The sequence below is a fragment of the Pseudomonas sp. DSV-1 genome (genome assembly GCF_035830915.1).
Taxonomy (GTDB): Bacteria; Pseudomonadota; Gammaproteobacteria; order Pseudomonadales; family Pseudomonadaceae; genus Aquipseudomonas.
This window is the reverse complement of the sequence record NZ_JAYMYG010000001.1, coordinates 1,119,548-1,141,321: the sequence shown is the minus strand read 5'-3', so window position 1 is coordinate 1,141,321 and position 21,774 is coordinate 1,119,548. Positions and strand designations below refer to the sequence as shown.

Annotated in this window: 18 protein-coding genes; 11 read left to right on the top strand and 7 right to left on the bottom strand. The window is 58.5% G+C overall.

Going from position 1 to position 21,774, the window contains the following annotated elements; genetic code table 11:
- Position 1 precedes the first annotated feature (1 nt).
- The 3 genes from VSQ83_RS05445 to VSQ83_RS05435 are packed head-to-tail and all read left to right on the top strand — an operon-like array spanning position 2 to position 1,881.
- Positions 2–991 (top strand): 2-hydroxyacid dehydrogenase, encoded by a 990-nt coding sequence (locus VSQ83_RS05445; protein ID WP_133075758.1) that lies wholly within the window; start codon positions 2–4, stop codon positions 989–991.
- A gap of 51 nt (positions 992–1,042) precedes the next feature.
- Complete coding sequence (locus VSQ83_RS05440; protein WP_326425610.1) at positions 1,043–1,480, top strand: hypothetical protein; 438 nt, start codon at positions 1,043–1,045, stop codon at positions 1,478–1,480.
- Complete coding sequence (locus VSQ83_RS05435) at positions 1,477–1,881, top strand: META domain-containing protein (RefSeq protein WP_133075760.1); 405 nt, start codon at positions 1,477–1,479, stop codon at positions 1,879–1,881. The genes VSQ83_RS05440 and VSQ83_RS05435 overlap by 4 nt, the downstream gene beginning before the upstream one ends.
- A gap of 90 nt (positions 1,882–1,971) precedes the next feature.
- Here the strand turns inward: VSQ83_RS05435 and VSQ83_RS05430 are convergent, their stop codons facing one another.
- The gene (locus tag VSQ83_RS05430) at positions 1,972–2,436 is read right to left on the bottom strand and encodes a TlpA disulfide reductase family protein (protein WP_219260739.1); all 465 of its coding nucleotides are present in this window, start codon (positions 2,434–2,436) and stop codon (positions 1,972–1,974) included.
- 126 nt (positions 2,437–2,562) lie between these two features.
- On the opposite strand from VSQ83_RS05430, the gene arsC reads away from it, so the two are divergent.
- Genes arsC through VSQ83_RS05415 form a run of 3 tightly spaced genes read left to right on the top strand, consistent with a single transcriptional unit; the run spans position 2,563 to position 3,924 of the window.
- Complete coding sequence (arsC, locus tag VSQ83_RS05425; protein WP_326425607.1) at positions 2,563–2,916, top strand: arsenate reductase (glutaredoxin); 354 nt, start codon at positions 2,563–2,565, stop codon at positions 2,914–2,916.
- Positions 2,913–3,518: an NAD(P)H:quinone oxidoreductase gene (gene wrbA, locus VSQ83_RS05420; RefSeq protein WP_326425605.1), complete on the top strand. Its 606-nt coding sequence runs from the start codon at positions 2,913–2,915 to the stop codon at positions 3,516–3,518. The genes arsC and wrbA overlap by 4 nt, the downstream gene beginning before the upstream one ends.
- Complete coding sequence (locus tag VSQ83_RS05415; RefSeq protein ID WP_326425603.1) at positions 3,511–3,924, top strand: DUF2069 domain-containing protein; 414 nt, start codon at positions 3,511–3,513, stop codon at positions 3,922–3,924. Before wrbA ends, VSQ83_RS05415 begins: the two co-directional genes overlap by 8 nt.
- A 119-nt stretch (positions 3,925–4,043) precedes the next feature.
- Here VSQ83_RS05415 and VSQ83_RS05410 read toward each other — a convergent pair whose 3' ends face one another.
- Together VSQ83_RS05410 and ttcA are read right to left on the bottom strand one after the other, a co-directional pair.
- Positions 4,044–4,715 carry a DNA-3-methyladenine glycosylase I gene (locus VSQ83_RS05410; protein ID WP_219260742.1) on the bottom strand — a complete coding sequence of 224 codons (672 nt, stop codon included), beginning with the start codon at positions 4,713–4,715 and terminating at the stop codon, positions 4,044–4,046.
- A gap of 17 nt (positions 4,716–4,732) precedes the next feature.
- On the bottom strand, positions 4,733–5,557 hold the full coding sequence (gene ttcA / locus VSQ83_RS05405; RefSeq protein WP_133075766.1) for a tRNA 2-thiocytidine(32) synthetase TtcA: 825 nt from the start codon (positions 5,555–5,557) through the stop codon (positions 4,733–4,735).
- 265 nt (positions 5,558–5,822) lie between these two features.
- Between ttcA and VSQ83_RS05400 the strand changes: the two genes are divergently transcribed.
- Positions 5,823–6,425: a Yip1 family protein gene (locus VSQ83_RS05400; RefSeq protein WP_019827754.1), complete on the top strand. Its 603-nt coding sequence runs from the start codon at positions 5,823–5,825 to the stop codon at positions 6,423–6,425.
- 175 nt (positions 6,426–6,600) lie between these two features.
- Positions 6,601–7,095, top strand: a complete 495-nt coding sequence (locus VSQ83_RS05395) for a SprT family zinc-dependent metalloprotease (protein ID WP_133075767.1) — start codon at positions 6,601–6,603, stop codon at positions 7,093–7,095.
- 49 nt (positions 7,096–7,144) lie between these two features.
- Here VSQ83_RS05395 and VSQ83_RS05390 read toward each other — a convergent pair whose 3' ends face one another.
- The 3 genes from VSQ83_RS05390 to VSQ83_RS05380 form a co-directional block, all read right to left on the bottom strand.
- Positions 7,145–8,479 carry a dicarboxylate/amino acid:cation symporter gene (locus VSQ83_RS05390; RefSeq protein ID WP_019827758.1) on the bottom strand — a complete coding sequence of 445 codons (1,335 nt, stop codon included), beginning with the start codon at positions 8,477–8,479 and terminating at the stop codon, positions 7,145–7,147.
- 394 nt (positions 8,480–8,873) lie between these two features.
- Positions 8,874–10,220 (bottom strand): ATP-binding protein, encoded by a 1,347-nt coding sequence (locus VSQ83_RS05385; RefSeq protein ID WP_133075768.1) that lies wholly within the window; start codon positions 10,218–10,220, stop codon positions 8,874–8,876.
- Entirely contained in the window at positions 10,217–10,894 is a 678-nt protein-coding gene (locus VSQ83_RS05380) for a response regulator (protein ID WP_019827760.1), read from the bottom strand. The genes VSQ83_RS05385 and VSQ83_RS05380 overlap by 4 nt, the downstream gene beginning before the upstream one ends.
- Before the next feature lie 126 nt (positions 10,895–11,020).
- Here VSQ83_RS05380 and VSQ83_RS05375 point away from each other — a divergent pair, with 126 nt between their 5' ends.
- A complete protein-coding gene (locus VSQ83_RS05375; RefSeq protein ID WP_133075769.1) occupies positions 11,021–11,764 on the top strand; it encodes a 4'-phosphopantetheinyl transferase family protein in 744 nt (247 codons plus the stop codon).
- 11 nt (positions 11,765–11,775) lie between these two features.
- Here VSQ83_RS05375 and VSQ83_RS05370 read toward each other — a convergent pair whose 3' ends face one another.
- Positions 11,776–18,393, bottom strand: coding sequence for an NEL-type E3 ubiquitin ligase domain-containing protein (locus tag VSQ83_RS05370; protein ID WP_326425600.1), 6,618 nt, complete (start codon positions 18,391–18,393; stop codon positions 11,776–11,778).
- A 136-nt stretch (positions 18,394–18,529) separates the two neighbouring features.
- Here VSQ83_RS05370 and VSQ83_RS05365 point away from each other — a divergent pair, with 136 nt between their 5' ends.
- The gene (locus VSQ83_RS05365) at positions 18,530–20,284 is read left to right on the top strand and encodes a sensor histidine kinase (protein ID WP_219260744.1); all 1,755 of its coding nucleotides are present in this window, start codon (positions 18,530–18,532) and stop codon (positions 20,282–20,284) included.
- 3 nt (positions 20,285–20,287) lie between these two features.
- Positions 20,288–21,622 carry a sigma-54-dependent transcriptional regulator gene (locus tag VSQ83_RS05360; RefSeq protein WP_326425597.1) on the top strand — a complete coding sequence of 445 codons (1,335 nt, stop codon included), beginning with the start codon at positions 20,288–20,290 and terminating at the stop codon, positions 21,620–21,622.
- Positions 21,623–21,774 lie beyond the last annotated feature (152 nt).

Sequence of the window (21,774 nt, the reverse complement as noted above, 5' to 3'; positions counted from 1 at the left end):
CATGCGCACGATTCTTTTCAGCAGCCAGACCTACGACCGCGACAGTTTCACCGCAGCCGAACAACCCGACGGCAACGAGCTGCACTTCCAGCCAGCGCGCCTAACCCTGGACACTGCAGCGCTGGCCCATGACTACGAAGTGGTCTGCCCGTTTATCAATGACGACCTGAGCGCTCCGGTCCTGGAGCAACTGGCCGCCGGCCGCACGCGGCTTATTGCCCTGCGTTCGGCCGGTTACAACCATGTGGACCTGCCAGCCGCCAAACGCCTTGGCTTGAGTGTGGTGCGCGTACCTGCGTACTCCCCCCATGCCGTCGCCGAACATGCCGTGGCCTTGATTCTGGCGCTCAACCGGCGTTTGCACCGCGCCTACAACCGCACCCGCGAAGGCGACTTCACCCTGCACGGGCTGACCGGTTTTGATCTGGTAGGAAAAACCGTCGGTGTGGTGGGCACCGGTCAGATCGGCGCCACGTTCGGCAAAATCATGGCCGGTTTCGGCTGCAAGCTGCTGTGCTTCGACCCGTACCCAAACGCCGAGCTGCTGGCCCTGGGCGCGCAGTATGTAAGCCTCCCCGAGCTGCTGGCCGGCTCGCACATCATCTCCCTGCACTGCCCGCTGACCTCGGACAACAAGCACCTGATCAACAGCGCCAGCCTGGCGACCCTCAAACACGGCGCCATGCTGATCAACACCGGGCGCGGCGCACTGGTCGATACTCCGGCACTGATCGAAGCGCTGAAAAATGGCCAATTGGGTTATTTAGGGCTGGATGTCTATGAAGAAGAGGCCCAGCTGTTCTTCGAAGACCGCTCCGACCTGCCCCTTCAGGATGACGTGCTGGCGCGGCTGCTGACCTTTCCCAATGTGATCATCACCGCCCACCAGGCGTTTTTGACCCGTGAAGCCCTGAGTGCGATCGCGTCCACGACATTGAGCAATATCGCGGCCTGGAAAAACGGTGCGCCGCACAACCTGATTGAAGGTTGATCTTGGGCTTTGATGCCTGCGTGCTAGCATAGCGACTTATTTGGAGGACCCATGGTCGAACACGATTTTCGCTACAGCCTGCTTAACCCGCAGCACACCCTGATTGAATGCCGCGCCCTGGCGCCAGGCCTGTATCAAGTCACCGGTAACGGTGGCTCGATTCAAGCCGGCGACGTGCTGATTGTGTCCCTCAAGGGCAGCAAGAGCCTGTCCATGCGCCTGTCCGTCGACAAGGTCCGTCATCTGATCAACCCCCGCGGCCAGTGGGTTGCCGTCACCAAAGGGCCGGTTTTCGGCGAATTGGCGATTCATGAATGGCAGGTCAAATGCGACACGTGCGCCAAAGAGTTGAAGTTCGAGTTCGCGGTCGACGCCAAACTCGGCACCAAGGCGCAAAAACCTGCTGCCTCGGCGCGTATTGCCGAGCTGGGCTGGAGCACTGAAGGCAGCAAGCACGTGTGCCCGCAATGCCAAAAGGCTGCGCCATGAAACACCTGGCCCTGCTGGCATTGCTGGGCGCAAGCCTGGTCGGCTGCGCAGGTGATCCGGTCAAGTTGCAGCAGAACCACACCTACGTACTGGAGTGGATCGGCGAACGACCGTTGATCGACAACAGCCACCTGACCGTAACCCTGGACGATGCTGGCCGGGCCTATGGCAGTGGCGGTTGCAATCATTGGTTCGCGCCTTACACCCTGGACGGCAACACGCTGACCTTTGGTGGCGTGGGCAGCACCCGCAAAGCCTGTGCCCCGGCACTGATGGAGCAGGAGCAGCGATTCTTCGAGGCCCTGCAAACCGTACAGAGCTGGGACATCTCGCCGATTGAACAGGTGCGGTTCTGGCCAGCTGAAGGCAAACCGTTGCGGTTGTGGCCTGAAGAAGGCTGAAAAGCTGCGGCGCCTGAATCGCGAGCAAGCCCGCTCCCACAGCATTTGTACCCTGCCTGTGGGAGCGGGCTTGCTCGCGACGGCCTTGACTCAAGCCCCCTTGAGTTCCTTGATCTTGGCCAGCACGCCGGCCGCCGTCTGCTCGCCCATCAATGTCGCACGCACCTTGCCCTTGTCATCGATGATGTACGTCACCGGCAATGCCTCGCTGCGGGGCAGATCGAACACTTCTGCCGGATCCTGAGCCAGCACGGTAAACGTAATACCCAGCGCGGTACTCGCTTCGCTCAGCTCCTTGCCCTGCAAACCATCGAAGTTGACCCCGAACACCCCCACGGATTGCCCCTGCAGCTGTTTTTCCAGGGTGTTGAGCTCAGGAATCTCGATCCGGCAGGGTCCGCACCATTCAGCCCAGTAGTTGATGACCTTCCATTGTTTGTCCAGACGCTCCGACGCGATCTTCTGTCCGTGCTGATCGACCCCATAATCATTTCCGCAGCCGGCCAACAATAACGTGACCGTGACGGCAGCTACTGCCATGAGTCGCTTTAACATGTGTTGATCCTTCTCGCTAAATACATACTAAAAGCCATCAGCGAGCGGCCATTTACCGCATACGGTTCAGGCGCGCCCGTCAGGCGGGTAGAATAGCCGCCACCTTACGCAAGATGCGACCCGCACATGACCGATCTGACGCTTTATCACAACCCGCGCTGCTCGAAATCCCGCGGTGCGCTCGAACTCCTCGAAGCCCGAGGCCTGACGCCCACCGTGGTGCGCTACCTCGACACGCCACTGGACGCCTCCCAAATTCGCGACCTGCTGGCCAAGCTGAACATCGGCGCACGCCAACTGTTGCGCAGCGGCGAAGACGAGTACAAGGCCCTCAACCTGGCAGATGCCAGCCTCAGCGAGGCACAGTTGATCGACGCGATGGCTGCCCATCCCAAGCTGATCGAACGGCCGGTCCTGGTCGTGGGCGACAAGGCCGTCATTGGCCGACCTCCTGAAAAAGTCCTGGAGATCCTGCCGTGAGCGCGCCTTATATTCTGGTTCTGTATTACAGCCGCAATGGTTCGACCGGCGAAATGGCCCGGCAAATCGCCCGCGGTATCGAACAAGGCGGCCTTGAGGCGCGCTTGCGCACCGTACCGGCCATCTCCGCCGAATGTGAAGCTGTGGCCCCGAGCATTCCGGAAGAAGGCGCCCTGTACGCCAGCCTCGACGACCTGAAAAACTGCTCGGGACTGGCCCTGGGCAGCCCTACCCGTTTCGGCAACATGGCTGCACCGCTGAAATACTTTCTGGATGGCACCAGCAACCTGTGGCTGACCGGCGCACTGGTCGGCAAGCCGGCGGGCGTGTTCACCTCCACCGCCAGCCTGCACGGTGGCCAGGAAAGCACCCTGCTGTCGATGCTCCTGCCGCTGATGCACCACGGCATGCTGGTCACCGGCCTGCCCTACAGCGAGTCGTCCTTGCTGCACACCACGGCTGGCGGCACGCCCTATGGCCCGAGTCACCACGCGGGCGCCGACGGCAAGCGCGGGCTGGATGAACACGAAATCACCCTGTGCCGTGCCTTGGGTCAGCGCTTGGCCACTATCGCCTTGAAACTGGAGACCACCCGTGGCTAAAAAGCCAAAAGTGCTGCCGCCCATCGAGTGGCTGGAGCCGCGAGTGCGGCTGATGCGCGTCTTGAGCCTGGTGTGTTTCTTTGGCCTGATCGGCTTGCTCTGCGCTTATTACCTGATCTTCGCTGACCTGCATGGCGCGCGTCCCTGGGTGATTCTGCTGATCGAGCTGGTGCCACTGATGTTTCTGGTACCGGGCATGCTCAAAGGCAGCCCGCGCGGGCATTCGTTCACCTGCTACGTGGTCAACCTGTACCTGATCAAGGGGGCGTTGGCGGCGTTCGATCCGAATCGCCAGGTGTTCGGCCTGCTGGAAATTGCCGCCAGTGTGGCCGTGTTCATCAGCGCGATGCTGTTTGTGCGCTGGCGTTACCAGCTGGACCGGCGACTGAGTGGTGAAGGCGCGTAAGAGCGTGTGGGAGCGGGCTTGCTCGCGATGCAGTCGACTCGGTTTGCCAGTCAAACCGAGGCGCTGCCATCGCGGGCAAGCCTCGCTCCCACAGGTTTTATGCCGCTCGCAAAACCTGCTTAATGATTCACCGTAAACGCCAGCATTTGTGACAGCTGGCACATCGGCCGGCCACTTTCGGCATGCCACTGGTTGAATGCATTTTGCACAATCGCCAGGTCCCGCAGGCTGGTAGGCGCCTTGTCCACCAGCTTCTGCGCGTTCAGCGCAGCCACCACGTCATAGCTGGGCACAAAGGTGTCCTTGCCAACCATGCGCAAGAAGCGTGGAGCCGACAAACCGCCCAACTGATGCCCATGCTTGGCCAGGTATTTCCACAACCCGACGATATCGGTCACTGGCCACTGGGCGATAAACGCGCCAAAACTGCCGTGTTCGTGTGCGATATCGAGCACCATCTGCGCATTGCGCGGCACACTTTTAAGCTTGCCCAGATGGCGAATGATCCGCGCATCCTGCATCAACCGCTCCAGATGTTCGGCGCCCATCAGCACCACTTTTTCCGGGTCAAAACCAAAGAACACTTCTTCAAACACCGGCCACTTGGCATCCACCACACTGTGCTTGAGCCCGGCACGAAAAACCCGCAGGGCCAGGGTCGACAGGTAGCGATCATCGCTGATCTGGCGCAATTGTTCCGGGGTTCTCGGAACGGGCAATTGGGCTTCCAGTGCGGCTGACGAACCAAAACGGTTCAAACAATATTCGTGCAGCCATTTGTAGTCGCGCATGCCCTCTCCTCGGCAAATTACAGGTTTAGCAGGTTAACGAATCGCGACGCGGCCGTGTCGTCGATCTTCAGACTCGCGAAATCAAAGAGATTGCGATCTGCCAACTGCGACAGGTTCACGTTCTGCAAGCTGCGAAAGATACTCTCGGTGCGCCCCGGCGTCTTGCGGTCCCACTCCTGGAGCATGTCCTTGACGACCTGGCGTTGAAGGTTTTCCTGGGAACCGCACAGGTTACAAGGAATGATCGGGAACTTCTGCCAGTCGGAGTAAGCCTGGATGTCCTTCTCGTTGCAGTACGCCAGGGGCCGGATCACCACGTTACGCCCGTCATCGGAGCGCAGCTTGGGCGGCATCGCCTTCAGGGTGCCGTTGAAGAACATGTTCAGGAAAAAGGTTTCAACGATGTCATCACGATGATGCCCCAAGGCCATCTTGGTCGCACCGATTTGATCGGCAAAGGTGTACAGAGTGCCACGGCGCAAGCGCGAGCACAGCGAACAGGTGGTCTTGCCTTCGGGGATCAGTTCCTTGACCAGCGAGTACGTGTCTTTTTCAACAATGTGGTACTCCACGCCCAGGGACTTGAGATAGGCCGGAAGCACGTCTTCGGGGAAACCGGGCTGCTTTTGGTCCATGTTCACGGCCACGATCTGGAACTGGATGGGCGCGACTTTTTGCAGGTGCAGCAGCACATCGAGCAGCGTGTAACTGTCTTTGCCCCCAGAGAGACAGACCATCACCTTGTCACCGTGCTCAATCATGTTGAAGTCGGCTACAGCCTCACCGGTCAATCGACGCAGACGTTTCTGGAGTTTGTTTTGAAAGACCGAAAGAGTGCTCATAGCGCTTCGATTCCGCGAGTCGAGACCAAAACCGGGGATTTTACCCAAAAAAACCCGGCCGACGAACCCCTTTGCCCGCCTAAAGACTCCAATGCGATAAGCCTGAGTCTGACAGCACAATATGCTCTAAAGGGCCGGTTCTGTGGGACTACAGGTTCCCTATACTGGTGCTTAAGGCCGCACTCCCACCGCTTAGATACGTATTGGCTGCGCGACCGGCACGCGTCCCGCTGGGGGCGATGCGTCTCATACAGGAGCGAAAGCCATGATCCATCACGTTGTGGGCCTTTTCACCCACCCCGATAAAGAGTGGCGCGAAATCCGTGGCGATGCAGAAGAAAGCATCGGCCATATGTACCTCACTCATACATTGATTCTGGCTGCGATCCCGGCCATTTCCGCATTTATTGGTACCACCCAGGTGGGCTGGGTTATCGGTGCTCGCGCGCCGGTGATGCTGACCCTGGACAGCGCGTTGTGGATGACCCTGATGTCCTACGTCGCAATGCTTGCGGGCGTGGGTGTGATGGGTGCGTTTGTTCACTGGATGGCCCGCACTTACGATGCACAACCCAGCCTTCCGCGCTGCGTGGCCTTTGCCACCTACACGGCGACACCGTTGTTTATCGGGGGGCTGGCGGCGCTTTATCCGCACATGTGGCTGGGCATGATGGTGGGCACTGCAGCCATTTGCTACACCGTGTATTTACTCTACGTGGGCCTGCCGACCTTCATGAACATTGACCCTGACGAAGGCTTTCTGTTTTCAAGTTCGGTACTGGCGGTCGGCCTGGTGGTACTGGTGGCGATCATGGCGTTTACCGTGATTGTCTGGGGGCTGGGCGTAGGGCCGGTCTACACCAACTAGATGGCGCACGCAGGCTGCGATAAGGGCCGCAGGACCTTTAAGAACGGGTCGCTTCGCAACCCATCGCAGCCTGCGGCAGCGACTACACCGTTTGCCGCATGACCACTCGGCACCTTGATACTTCGGAACCCCCACCGCTTGCGGCATAATCGCCTGCTCTGGAGAACCGAACCGCATGCCCGAGTCACTCAATACCCGCGTCGAAGACTGTTTCCAACAGGCCGAAGTATTTTTCAAACGCTCCTTTAAACGCCCCGTCGTCAGCTTCAAGCTGCGCGGACAAAAAGCCGGTGTCGCCCATCTGCACGAAAACCTGCTGCGCTTCAACCCACAGTTGTACCGAGAAAACAGCGAAGATTTCCTCAAGCAAACTGTCCCCCACGAAGTCGCCCACTTGATCGCCCACCAACTGTTTGGCGACCGCATCGCCCCCCATGGCGAAGAATGGCAATTGATCATGCGCGGGGTGTACGAATTGCCGCCCAATCGCTGCCATACCTACGCCATCAAGCGGCGCAGCGCCACGCGTTACATCTACCGCTGCCCTTGTCCGCAGAGCGACTTTGCGTTCTCGGCCCAGCGCCATGCCCTGGTCAACCAGGGGCGCGGTTACCTGTGCAGACGCTGCCGCCAGACACTGGTCTTCAGCGGCCAAACCCGGGTCGAATAAGCAGGCATAAAAAAACCCATCCGAAGATGGGTTTTTTATTCACTCAAGCTTACTTGAGCAACACCGGGGCCGGGCCTTCAGCCACACCCAGGTCGTCTTGCGGACGCGTGTCGTCCAGCGGGCGACCGCCAGAGTTCAGCTCTGCCTGCAGCTTGTCAGTGTCCAGCTCTTTCACCCACTTGGCCACAACCAGGGTTGCCACCGCGTTACCGATCAGGTTGGTCAAGGCACGGGCTTCGGACATGAAGCGGTCGATGCCCAGGATCAGCGCCAGACCAGCAACCGGCAAGTGACCTACAGCCGACAGGGTTGCCGCCAGTACGATAAAGCCACTACCGGTCACGCCTGCAGCACCTTTGGACGACAGCAACAGCACCAGCAGCAGCGTGATCTGGTGCGTGATGTCCATATGAGTGTCTGTCGCTTGAGCGATAAACACGGCCGCCATGGTCAAGTAGATCGAAGTGCCGTCGAGGTTGAACGAGTAGCCGGTCGGGATCACCAGACCTACCACGGACTTCTGCGCGCCCAGACGCTCCATTTTCACCAGCATGCGTGGCAGGGCCGATTCCGACGAGGACGTACCCAGTACGATCAGCAGCTCTTCACGGATGTAGCGGATCAGTTTCAGAACGCTGAAACCGTGAGCGCGGGCAATACCGCCCAGCACGATCAGCACGAACAGCACGCAGGTGATGTAGAAGCAGATCATCAACTGACCCAGCTGAACCAGCGAGCCTACGCCGTAAGCGCCGATGGTGAAGGCCATCGCACCCAGCGCACCGATTGGCGCCAGCTTCATGATCATGTTGATGATGTTGAACATCACGTGGGCGAAGCGGTCGATGAAGTCCAGTACCGGCTTGCCGTAGGCACCCAGGCGATGCAGGGCGAAACCGAAGATCACCGAGAACATCAGCACTTGCAGGATGTCGCCATTGGCGAAGGCGCCAACAATGGTCGACGGGATCACGTTGAGGATAAAGCCTACGATGCTCTGGTCTGCGCCTGCCGACACGTAACCGGCAATTTTGCTGGCGTCCAGGGTCGACACGTCAATGTGCATGCCCGCGCCAGGCTGAACCACGTTGACCACAATCAGGCCAATCAGCAGGGCAATGGTCGACACCACTTCAAAGTAGAGCAACGCATAGCCGCCGGTCTTGCCGACCGACTTCATGCTTTGCATGCCGGCAATACCGCTCACCACCGTACAGAAAATAATGGGCGCGATGACCATTTTGATCAGTTTGATAAAACCATCACCCAGCGGTTTAAGTGCAACACCGGTTTCAGGGTAGAAATGGCCCAGCAAGATGCCGATAGCGATCGCTAAGATCACTTGCACATACAGGGATTTGTACAGTGGCTGACGAGTCGTCATTGCAAAGTTCCTCAAGTGCATCACTCAGTCATCATTCCGTCTGAGACTGGCGATACCCAAAGCGCGAACCCTCCTTCTTGGAGGGATTTGTTGTTGGAGCTGCTCTACCGGCAGACCTCTCGCACTTATTGCAAGCCGTGGGCCACATTGGGCAAAAGCCCCTCAAAGGCCCATAGCACATGCCCCTGCAGGAAATTGCGGTTTGATTTTCAAGGAAAGGACTTGGCGGGATTCCGCCCATTGGGCAACTTGAAGCGGATGAGATGGCGGATATCCGCCTGATTGTCTGTATCCGAAATCTCGTGGGAGCGGGCTTGCTCGCGATGCAGGCTACCCGGTTTGTCTGAATGACCGTGGAGATGCCATCGCGAGCAAGTTCGCACCCACATGGGTTTCACTCGGTCGGAAAATGAATCCGGAAAGCCGCCCCGCCCAGTGACGAGTCTTCGAGCGTCAGGGTGGCGTCATAGCTTTCTATGATGTCCTTGACTACAGCCAGCCCGATGCCCTGCCCCGCATGTTGACGGTCCAGGCGCTCGCCGCGTTGCAGGATCCGCGCGCGTTGATCGGGCGGCACCCCCGGGCCATCGTCTTCAACGCAGACCTCAATACCGTGAACATTGCGGTGCAGGCTGATCCGCACCTGGCTCAGACACAGCCGGTAGGCGTTTTCCAGCAGATTACCCAGCAACTCCAGCAAGGCGTTCTGCTCGATCGGTACATGGCTCAGCTCCGGAATGTCGAAACTGACCTTCACCCCTTTATCCCGATACACCTTGCCCAGCGTGTCACACAGGCTGCGCACCACCGGCAGCAGTTCGACCTGATGGCGGACCAGGCCGCTTTTGCGCAAACTGGCACGCTGCAACTGATAGCCAATTTGCTGGTTCATGCGCTCGATCTGGCTTTGCAGCACCCAGGCCTGCTCGCGCTCTGCAGGGCGCTGGGCCATGCTTTCGCTCACACCCTGCAACACCGCCAAGGGAGTTTTCAGGCTGTGGGCCAGGTCATCGAGCGAGTCGCGATAACGCGTACGCTGCTCGCGCTCGCTTTGCAGCAAACGGTTCAACGAGCCGGTCAGACGCAGCAACTCCCGAGGGTGCTGCTCGCTGAGGCTTTCCCGTTCGCCGGTTTCAATTTCATCCAGTTCCTGACTCAAACGTCGCAAGGCGCGTAACCCCCACGTCAGACCAATCCATAGCAATGCCAGCAGCACAATCAATGCTGCGCCAAACCCCAGGTAAAGGTTTTCGCGCAAGCCTGCCAACGTCAGGTTGTATTCACGCATCGGTTGCAAGGCAACAAAGCTGAAGGCTGCACTCTTGCCGCCGAGCAACTTCACCTCGGCGTCGTAGACAAAAAATTCTTCGCCATTGGCTTCGCGAATGCTCGCAAATTCGTTGCCTCGCCCGTCATAGCGCGGTTTGTAGTTGATGGTTTCTTCTTGCGTTGCCCGCGAGCGCCACACCAGGTGCCCCTCGCGGTCATAGACATAGCCGAGAACGCGACTGTCCGGCAGGTCAAACTGCTCATCCGGTAACAGGACGGGCATTTTGAGATGGTTTTTTTCGACCTTGGCAGCCGAAATCAACGTGGTGACATCAGACGCCAAACGCTGCTCTATGGCGTCCTTGAGGGCCAGACTGAACGCCCCCTGCATGGCCGGTAACAGCGCCAGCATAAACAACACGGCCAACAACGTGGCCGCCAACATCAATCGAACGCGTAGCGAACGAATCATCGACAGCGCTCGGTGAACAGGTACCCCAGGCCACGCACGGTATCGATCGGTTTAAAGCCATTTGCCCCCTCAAGCTTGCGACGAAGGCGCCCTACCAGCACCTCAATCACATTCGGATCACGCTCCTCGTCATCCGGGTACAACTGTTCCATCAAGCGGTCCTTGGCCACCACTTGCTGGTGATGGCGCATCAGGTACTCCAGAATGCGGTACTCATAGGCCGTCAGCGCCAGCGGCTCATCATCGAGCAGTGCCTGCTTGCGGTTGATGTCCAGCACCAGCGCACCTGCCACGATAGTCGACTGGGTAAAGCCACAGGAGCGACGCAGCAAAGCATTGAGCCGTGCTTCCAGCTCTTCGAACTGAAACGGCTTGACCACATAATCGTCGGCGCCGGCAGCCAGCCCTTCGACCTTGTCCTGCCAGTTGCCGCGAGCCGTCAGAATCAGGATCGGGAACGTCTTGCCCCGTGCGCGCAACTGGCGAATCAGCTCCAGCCCGCTCATTCCCGGCAACCCCAGATCAATCATGGCCAAGTCATGATTGAACTGTTCGCTCTGATACAACGCCTCTTCGGCATTGGCAACGGCCTCGACCACATGGCCGTTTTCGCTCAGTCGGGTTTGCAAGTGATGGCGCAGCAACGCCTCATCTTCAACCACCAACAATTTCATCGCGCTCTCCCAAGCAAAATCCGCGTCTCGAAGGACGTGTGTCCCTGACTGCACACAGTATGTCGTGCGCCCTGAACATACTCTGAACAATTGCACAGCCGTACCAAGCCCCGCACAATGCCTGCCATGAACCGACTCCCCGCCTTGCCTGCCTGCTGCACGCCGCTGCGCGCTGACTGGCCGTTGCCGCACATACTGCCCGCCAGTGTATGGCTCAGTACCGACTTTATCCCTGCACAGCTTGAAGACGACGATTTTGCCCGCAGTGCCATTGAGATGCCTGCGAGTATTCAACGCTCAGTGGCCAAACGCCAAGCTGAATTTCTGGCCGGGCGTCTTTGCGCCCGCGCAGCCCTGTTGCAACTGGATGGCACCTGCGCCACGCCCGGCATGGGTGAAGACCGCGCGCCCATTTGGCCGGCCCATATCAGTGGCGCCATCACCCACAGCAATGGCCGTGCCGGGGCACTGGTGGCCCTGAAAAGTGAATGGCAGGGGCTGGGCATCGATCTGGAAAAACTGCTCACTACCGAGCGCGCCCAGCGTCTGGCCAAGGAAATCCTCACCCCCGATGAGCTTGCACGCATGGCCAGCGTGCCTGCAGAGCAGATTGCGCTGCTGATCACGCTGACGTTTTCAGTCAAGGAAAGCCTGTTCAAGGCGTTGTACCCGCTGGTGCAAAAGCGCTTCTACTTTGAGCACGCTGAAGTGCTGAGTTGGACCCCAGAAGGCCTGGTGCGCCTGCGCCTGCTCACCGACTTGTCACCCGAATGGCAACAGGGCCGTGAGCTGGACGCACAATTTTGCCTGCTTGAAGGGCAGTTGCTGACGGTAGTGGCCATCAGGGGGGGCACGCCCCCTGTCGCCTGACTGCAGCTCAATTACTCACTGGACTCATAGGCCTTAAGCGTCAGCTCCTCGATCAGCACATTGACTCTCTGATCCCGGTCGGTTGTAAGCGCTGCTCCTCTTTGCAACTCCACCTGATCTGAAAGCCCCGGCTCTTCGGCCAGTTGTTTGTAGTCCCGCTGATAATCCGCTTCGATGGCAGCGAAACGGTCTGCGTGTGTGCTTTCCAGAAAACGGCGCCAAAACGATTCGTACATGATCGAATGCATAAACGCCGGGCTACCATCCATAGCCAGAATACTGTCTCTGGCCTCGGTGACTTGTTGATCAGAAACCCCTGCCGTGGACTCGTACAACATAGACCGCGCACGGGTCGGTAAATCAAGGTCACCTGCCAGTTTCACCCGATAAAACAGGATGACTTCAGCGGCATCAGGATTACCGCCTGCCGCGACCCGCCTGCGGACTTCGGCATCTGAAACCTGGTCGACCTGCCTTAAACGGAATAGCCGTTTGGCCAGTTTGAAAAGCTCCGCTTCGCGCTGGGCCTGACCTGTATTATTCAGAGCTTCATGAATCAGCACTTCTACTTCCATGTTCTCAAACAGCACCATGGCACCATCACCGCAGCTTCGCTCTTCACGAAAGACCCGGGTCAGCAGCGCATCACGCAGTTGCGTGTTCGCCAGCATCTGATCAACGAGTACCCACACCCGATTTGTCAGTTGCTCCCACACGGCAGGCACCATCAAGTTTTGACTGGTGGCGAATAAAGCCAGGGTTTCAAAAAAATCCTTGGCTGCCCCCCCGGATCCTCGCAACAACGCCCACTGCTGCGTCCTGGCCTGCTTTTGCGCACCGGTCAGGCCCAAGGGCAGCCACGGCGCAACATCGTTTACCGACGCCTGTGCCTGAGCATGATCAATGGCATGGGCAATCGATGGACCATAGCCAAAGTCACTGCCGCCCTGGACCCAGTAAGCGATGATCCGGTCACGGCTTTGTGCAGAAATCGGGTTACCGGAAACACTGGTAACGCTGTTGGCCGTAGTTGTCGGAGGGGCGCTGAAAACGGCATCTGGAATGTCGCGAATCAGGTTATTGCGAAGGTTGGCCCATCGAACCTGAGTCAGTGCCCATAACCCGTTGGGCCACTGAGTAATCCCTGTGTTTTGCAGGTTCAAGGTGCGCAAGCCGGACATCTGACTCACATCGGGTGCAATTCCTAGCGGATTGTTTTCCAGGCTCAATACTTCAAGCATTGAGCAAGACGCAAGCCGCTGAACATTGTCGGAGGTCAGTACAAGGCGATTGCCCGACAGGTCGAGTGACCTCAACTGAGTCATGCCTGCAATCGCTGAAGGAATATCGCGCAGACGGTTACCAGACAAGCTCAGCGTGTGTAAATGCGGAAAACCATTCAGAAACTCTCCAGAACCGCTGCGCAAATTCATGCAGTCCATTCGCAGTACCCGGATATGACTCAAGTTGCCTGTCAGTGCTGGCAGGTCACCCACATCAAGGCCATAAAAGTCGAGTATGGGCCCAATAACATTGCCATCATTGTCCCGGGCTATCTGGGTTTCCCTGCGCCAGGCCTGCAAGATTCGCTCACACACCTGGAGCCTGTGGCCCGGCATTGCCATCGCCATATGAGAAGTACCGCTAGGGTACAGCTGGATTTGCGCCCACCCATCCAGCTCAACCTGCATGGTCTCGAACTGCGCCCGGCTCACCGCCACATGGGCACGCCGAGAAGATTCAGTACCGCCCAATGCGTCCAGATAGTCGACAATCTTGTGATAGCTCCATGTGGGGTACAGATATTGTGCTTCACGGATCAAATACAGAGAGTGGTCCGAGCCCCCCATGCTGATTGTCAGTGGATAAGCGATGAACGACCTGCCCAGGTCCATCGGCGGTTTGCGCGGCGGTGCAGGTGGTTCCAACCCCAACAGGGCTTGGACATTTATCCGGTCCTTGATCGCCTGATCACTGATTTTTTTAGCCAGCGTTGCCGTGTCACCCACGTCCGGGACATCCATGGCCGCACGCTCTGCCGGGGTGAGTGAATACAAAATGGAGGACAGCAAATTGTTGTCGGTTGCAGACGGTGCATTAAGTGCCTGCCCGTCTGGCGACCAGGCCTGATACTGGTTACCTGTCTTGACCAACACCCGTGAACTGTCAGCATCAGCGGCACCGATACTGTCGAGCAACTGACCATTGACACCATTGCGGCGAACCTCAAGCCTTGCGCCCGCTGGCCAGCCCGACAAGGACTGCAGCATGCGCAGTGTGAGCATTTCACTGTCCGCAGTTGCCGTGGCCCCGATATACAAACCTTCGTAAGCGCGGGCCAGCCGCACCTCTCTGGCCGTCCAGCCGACCTGCTCCGAAAAACGCGGGGCAATCATCTCTTTATCGAAGTAGTTGGTTCGCTCGGGGGCGGAGGTGTGGCGGAGCAAATGTTCGATGATGCTTTTGGGAAGATCTGGATAATTTTTTTGAACCAGTCTCACGTGCGGATCCGAACTGCGCTCCAGGCGCCCATAGAGTGACTTGAACACCGGGGCCTGGCGCGCAAGCGCATGGGCGGCAACTTTTTTAGCCAGCGCCAGCATGCGCTCCTCGATAGAGGGGTGGTACTCGCCCAGCAGGCTCAATGTATCGGCCTGATTCATGCGCGAGAGCAGCGCGCGCAGCAACAGGCTGGCGTTATCGGTCTCATTGATCGTCACACTGATCCGAGGTGCGGTGTTGCTCAGGTCGGCCCCGTATTCCTGCAGCGTATTACCTTGCAAGTCGACAATTTGAAGTACCTTGTCCGCAGGCCAGCCGGGCAAATTCTGCATCAGCAACAGATGAATATCGCTGCGGGCTTCGGACAGGGAATGGTGTGCCTGCATTTGTTTTACGAAACGCTGAATCTCGGCTTCGATTTCGAAGCGCTTCCAGGTATCCACCAACAAGGGCGGGGGTGCGAGGTTGTTCATGTGAATCTGACGCAATACACCTTCGCTGGTATTGCTCACAGCCATGATTTTATGGCCCATTTCATCACTGATGGATTCAGGCCGGGCTCGCAGCCGGCGCAGCAATTTGAGCCCTTCCCACTGCAGGGGGTTCTCGATTGTCTGGCGCCATGCACCGTTGTAGTTGTGCTCCAGAGTCGGTTCGTTGACCCCGATTTTATTCGGGTGCTTCATGCGCCATTTATTGATCACAGGGTCGAAGTCGACCTGATAAACAGAACCATGCAGCGACAGGTAATTTTTATCATCGATACGATAAAGACCCAGTTCACCGGGTGCCTGATCGCGCAGCACAACCTCTTTGCGCTCATATTGGAAAGTGGTCTTGTCCCACAGATTAACGGTGCCATCAGGCTGTCGCCGGGCGAGCATTGCATCACCCACTGCCTGGCGCAGACCCGATACCCGAGCGCCATCCATACCCAGCGATAAACGTTCACTTTCTCGCAACACCCAGTTGATCGCCAGGTAGAAGCTGTCAGGGGTTGAACTGATGGTCACTGTGCCACCGCGACGAAAATCAGAAACTTCGAAGGTGCCAGCCTTAGTCTGACGCAGGACGATGGTTGGATCATCAGGCCCCGTGGGGCTGTAGCCATCCGTTGAGGCTGGGGCACTCACATCCGTGACCACCAACCTGCGGTTGAGCCTGTCGCGCAAAACCCCTGTTGCGAACTCTCGGGTCCATAAATCGATGTCAGGGCTCCAGGCCCGCCGGTGATAGATCCCGTCCAGTGCAAGGTCTACCCGCAGCCGTGTCCGCAGGCGGTTTGCTGCACGGGCAAACGCCAAAGGCTGCATGCCTTGCTCAAGAGCCTGTGTGACCTGAGAGGGGGTAAAAGGGTGCGCAGCCAATAACGGTTCAAGGCTCTCCACCGACATCCAGGCATTAAGCTGATGAAGTTTGGCCAGCAATGGCGTCGTGGTACCCGAAAGGGGTGGGTACAGCAAAGGCAAATACTTCTTGGCAGGGTCTGAGCGGGCAATCGGATCGTTGCGCTTGTGCCCATAAAGCGCTGTCAATGCCTTGAACAGGAGTGGCTTATCCTCTCGGGCCAGGTCGGCAATTTGCCAACGTATCGAAGCAATTCGCCCTGCTTTGCTCAGGTCCGGATTGCTCTCGCGGCCCAGTTGTGAAGCCTCGGGCAACTGGTCGAGAATCAGCGTGAACAATTGCTCGACCTGGGCACTGCCCTGGGTGACATCATGCCTAGCCACATACGTACCGTGATCCAGGCGCTTGATTTCAATATGGTTTACAGGGGTGCCGGGCTGATAATCCTTGCCATACGACTCAACCAGATGCCCCTGCTGATTGAACACATCCAGCACCGTCTCCCCGGGCCAAAGCTTCAGCTGTGTCAGCATGCACAACACTGCGCTGTCAGCGTTGACAGGCATTTCGCCGCGCTGGGGAAAGTCGCTTTTGATTTGCTCAATCAGTCGGTCAGCTTGAAGCCGACGCACGCCATCGGCCAGCGGGCCTGGAATAAGCTGACCTTGCCATGTGTTTTCAAGCTGTTCACGGCTGGTGCCGGTAATGCTCAGCATGCGCTCTATGTCACCTGGAGCAGAATCAGGCAAATCCAGCGCCAACATGCGCTGCAGCAGGTGCTTGTCGTCCAGCCCCTGAACATCCTCCAGCGCAAGGCGCCAGACCTGCTGACCGGGGTCAAACGCCACCGCGGGCCTGAATGCCTGCGCATTATCGGTTTTAAGCACGTAAAGACCGGACTGCGCGTCATGGGTGACTTCTACCACCAAGGCCTTGTCGCCCTCCTGAACCTTGGCATACCGCTTTGCATCGATGTCATACAAACCCTCAGCGTTGGGCACCCGGCCATCGAGTGCGTCTGCCTGCAGGTGCGGGTACGCGCTCAACTGCGGCCGCCACAACTCGACGCCACCCGACTGATGGGTGACCTTGCGCGGCTGACCAAGAGTGGCCCACAGGCCTTGCATACGCTGGCGGTAAGCCTTGGCCGCCACACCCACCAAGCGGGCACTGATCAACAAGTCGGCGCTGTCGGCCAATGCACCGGCAAAGTTCGTGACCTCTCCATGGCTCGCCTCCTTCACGCCTTGCACAAGGCTGTAGGCCAGGGAACCCAATATGGCGGCCTGCATGATTGTATTGAGCCCCGATACACCTCCGGGCATGGGGGTGGTGAGCATCGTCAGCACTTCACTGCCTATGTCAGACAATGCCTCTTTGAAAGCCTGCCAATCCAGTGCCGACTTGCTAGTGGCCAACAGGCTCAAGTTGTCACGAAACCGCGCTGTCTGCCGCTCTCCAACTCTCTTGGCCAATGGTTGAGAACCGCTTGTGCCGATTTCGACATACAGTTGCAGACTGTCCAGGTCTGGCTCGGGAAACGTACTGCGAAAAGCATCATGCAGAACACCCGCGAGCCAGGTGATGCCCTGGGGCCTTGGCTCGTCACTCAGCAGCTTGTTGAAGCCTCCCAGGTCTTTCAACCCCAGATGCCTGACAAACCAGCCAAGCTGACCTTTGCTGTGGTCCTGCCTGAGTTGCTGCAAAAAGTGCTTGAAGCCGCTGTCTACGCTTTTGTGCCACAAAAGGGCTCCGCCGAGGCGTTGTGGGAAATAGCTGAAAACACCAGACACCTCAGGAACCTTGATCAGGAAAAGAGGGAGCGAAATTTCGCCGCGCCCGGAGAAGTCCAGGTAGTTTTCATCGTGAAAGAGCAATTTTGAGTCTTCTTCTGTACCTCCCGGGTGTCTGATGAACTTCTCCGGTATCACGGGTTTGAGACCCATTGAAACCGGCCATATGTGCGGCTCAGCGTCTCCCTTCAACATGCTGAGCAAACGCTCGTAATCGGTAAGGTTGACCTTCGACACAAAACTGTTGCGGTAAGCCTCCAGCAAATCGAACTCAAAGCCGGCTTTGGCCGCTGCAACCACCCGCTGCGTCAAGGAGCCATCCTGCGCAGTTGCGCCATCAAGCAACTGTTTGAGCTTCGCACCCAGATCCAGTTTTCGCACAATCTGGATAAACGGCCCGGCAGGCCTGCCCCTCAAACCGGCGGTATAGTCGATGTAACTGGCTTGTTCAAAGCTGTAGGGCTTGAGCAATACCGAGTCAGTCCTGTAACTGAAGTTCTCGCACGCGGCATCCCATAGCGACACCACGCGAACATGTTCAATAAACCTGGACTCTTCCAGTGCGCGCGGCGTACGTCCGGGACTGAAGGTGAACTTGGGCTCACGGGCAGCAGACGGTGAACCGCTGATGCGGGTCATGTACTCAAGCAGGTCCTCTTCGATATTTTCACGGTAACGGGTATGGAGCCGCGCTTGCTCGGGGTCGACATCAACGCCCAGCAGCTCCTTGAGCTCATGAGTGAGTGCTGCCAGATGAGTTGACTTGAAGTCGGCCTTGATCCGCGTGATCTCGTCCTCAACCGCCTTGAGGGATGCCAGCGCGTTGCGATAGAGCACGGGATAACTGAATTTATGCGCCTCGCTCAGGCCATTGAAGTTGGCTTCGACAACTGAAGACAGATAGGTGAGCGCCTCTTTTTGCGCCCATTGCGTACTGGACAACAGCAACGGTGCTCGACCGCGTACAGGGGGTAAACTCGTCGTCATGGCTAGGATTCCGCTGGGTTGAAAGCCAACATATCCCTGAGCAAAACCTGCGCGGCGGTAGATAGTTATCCCGTCTCCTGCAAGGTACTGGCGTCATGATATGGTTCGCGCCCTGCCATTCGAGCGGTTTGCCACTATGCCTGTGACGTCTCGCACCCTGCGTTTGACGCTGTATTGCCTGTTGATTCTGGCCGGAGCGGCTCTGGCTGGCGGCTGGGCGATGCGCCAGGCCGAACGTCATGCGCTGGAAGAGAGCGCCCGCCGCGGGCCTGAACAACTGAACCTGTATGCCAACTCGCTGCACACGCTGATTGAGCGCTATCGCGCCCTGCCCGCTGTACTGGCACTGGACCCGGAGCTGGTGACGGCCTTAAGCAAGCCCCTGACCGCGCACGAACAGGCCGCACTCAATGAAAAGCTCGAACGCATCAACGGTGCGGCCCAGTCCTCCACCCTGGAGTTGCTCGACAGCACCGGCCTGGCTGTCGCCGCCAGCAACTGGAATACCTCCAACAGCTATGTGGGCCATAACTATGGCTTCAGGCCCTATTTCAAGCAGACCCGCAGCCAGGGCAGCGGCAGCTTTTATGCCGTGGGCGTGACCAGCGGAATACCGGGTTACTTCCTGTCCAGCGCGGTGCTCGATGCCGACGGCAGGTTTTTGGGGGCGATGGTGGTCAAGCTTGAATTCCCGCAACTGGAGCGTGAATGGAGCCACGGCAACGACACCCTGCTGGTCAGCGACGCCCGGGGCATTGTGTTTATTGCCAACCAACCCGGCTGGCGCTATCGCCTGTTGCGACCGTTGAGTGACAGCGATCGCAGCGAAATTTCCGCCACGCGCCAGTACCACGATCAACCCCTGACGCTGATGAAGACCCACACCCTGCGCAGCTTTGATGAAGCCAGCTCCCTGACCCGCGTCGACGGACCCAACGGCCAGGCAGATTATCTGTGGGGGTCGTTGCCACTGAGCGCAGAAGGCTGGACGCTGCACCTGCTACGCCGTCCCGTGACCGCCGCGGAAGACAGTCGCAATGCCGCACTGGCGGCGATTGGCCTGTGGCTGACGCTGGTATTTCTGGGGCTATTTTTATTCCAGCGCTGGCGACTGGGGCGTTTGCGCCAGCGCAATCGTGAGGAGCTTGAGCAACTGGTCGAAGCCCGCACCCGGGATTTGCGTACTGCGCAAGATAGCCTGGTGCAATCAGCCAAACTCGCGGCACTGGGGCAAATGTCGGCGGCGCTGGCCCACGAGATCAACCAGCCCCTGACCGCCCAGCGCATGCAGTTGGCGACCTTGCGTCTGTTGCTGGATCACGGCCGTATCGACGATGCCTATAAAGCCCTGGACCCGTTGGAGCAGATGCTCAAGCGCATGGCCGCACTCACCGGCCATTTAAAGACTTACGCCCGCCAGAGCCCCAGCGGTTTGCGCGAGCGCCTGGACCTGGCAACCGTGGTCGATCAGGCCCTGCAGTTGCTGGAGCCGCGCCTTCAGGAAGAAGCCATAGAGCTGACGATCAATCTGATTCGCCCGGCCTGGGTACGCGGCGATGCGATCCGTCTGGAACAAGTGTTGATCAACCTGCTGCGCAACGCCCTTGACGCCATGCTCGACACACCGCGCAAACACCTGGAAATCCGCATCGAGGCTAATCAACAACTGTGGCACTTGACGGTCAGCGACAGCGGGGGCGGGATCAGGGAGGAACATCTGGGTAAAATCTTCGATCCGTTCTTCACCACCAAACCGGTGGGTGACGGATTAGGTTTGGGCCTGGCGGTGTCTTACGCCATTGTTCACGAAATCGGCGGTCGCTTGACCGCCTGCAACCGGGCCGATGGCGCACAATTCACGCTGACGCTGCCCATCGCACAGGAAATGTGAAACATGCTCAACTCGGTGATCGTGGTCGATGACGAGGCCAGTATTCGTAATGCCGTGGAGCAATGGCTGAGCCTGAGCGGCTTTGAAGTGCAGTTGTTCAGCTGCGCCGAAGACTGCCTGGATCAACTGCCTGCGCATTTTGCCGGGGTGATTGTCAGTGATGTGCGCATGCCGGGGATGGGCGGCCTTGCGTTGCTGACCCGCTTGCAGCAACTGGATGCGGACTTGCCGGTGATTTTGCTGACAGGCCACGGTGATGTCCCGATGGCCGTCGAAGCCATGCGCGAGGGTGCTTACGACTTTCTCGAAAAACCCTTCAGCCCCGAAGCACTGCTGAGCAGCCTGCGTCGAGCCCTGGAAAAACGCCAACTGGTACTCGAAAACCGTCGTTTGCACGAACAGGCTGACCTGCGCGAACTGATCGACGGGCGCTTGCTGGGTGTATCGCGCAGCTTGCAGACCTTGCGCCGTCAGGTGCTGGAGCTGGCGCCACTGCCGGTCAATGTGTTGATTCGTGGCGAGACCGGTAGCGGCAAGGAACTGGTCGCCCGCTGCCTGCATGATTTTGGCCCCCGTGCCGACAAACCTTTCGTGGCGCTCAACTGCGCCGCAATCCCCGAGCAGTTGTTTGAAGCCGAGCTGTTCGGTCACGAAAGCGGGGCATTTACCGGAGCGCTGGGCAAGCGCATCGGCAAGCTGGAGTACGCCGATGGCGGGACCTTGTTTCTGGATGAAATCGAAAGCATGCCCTTGGCCCAGCAAGCCAAATTGCTGCGGGTGCTACAAGAGCAAAAGCTGGAGCGCCTGGGCTCCAATCAGAGCATCAGCGTGAACCTGCGGGTGATTGCCGCCACCAAACCTGACTTGCTCGAAGAAGCCCGCGCCGGGCGTTTTCGCGAAGACCTGGCCTATCGACTGACCGTGGCGCAACTGCGCCTGGCACCGTTGCGCGAGCGCCGAGAAGATATTCCATTGCTGTACGACGCCTTTTCACACAGTGCCGGCGAACGCCTGGGGCGCAGCGCACAACCGCTGAGCGGGCCACAACTGTCCCGTTTGCTGAGCCACGACTGGCCGGGCAATGTGCGCGAACTGGCCAACGTTGCCGAGCGGGACGTACTGGGCTTGAGCGAACCGCAACTGGACGACCCTGAAACAGGGCAATCACTGGTGGCGCAACAGGAAGCCTTTGAGGCGCAATGCCTGCGTGCTGCGCTGACCCGACATCAAGGTGATATCAAGGCAGTGCTCAATGAACTCCAACTGCCGCGCCGTACCCTCAATGAAAAAATGCAGCGTCATGGGCTGATGCGCGAGGCGTTTTTGGGAAGCAGTTAAGCGATTCCTGCCTCTGTGGGAGCGGGCTTGCTCGCGATTCGGACGGCGCGGTGGTTCAGGTAAACCGCGGTGATGCCATCACGAGCAAGCCTGCTCCCACAAGAGTCAGGGCCTGCAACGCTTGTCAGATAGGCGGATTCTTGCCTATGACG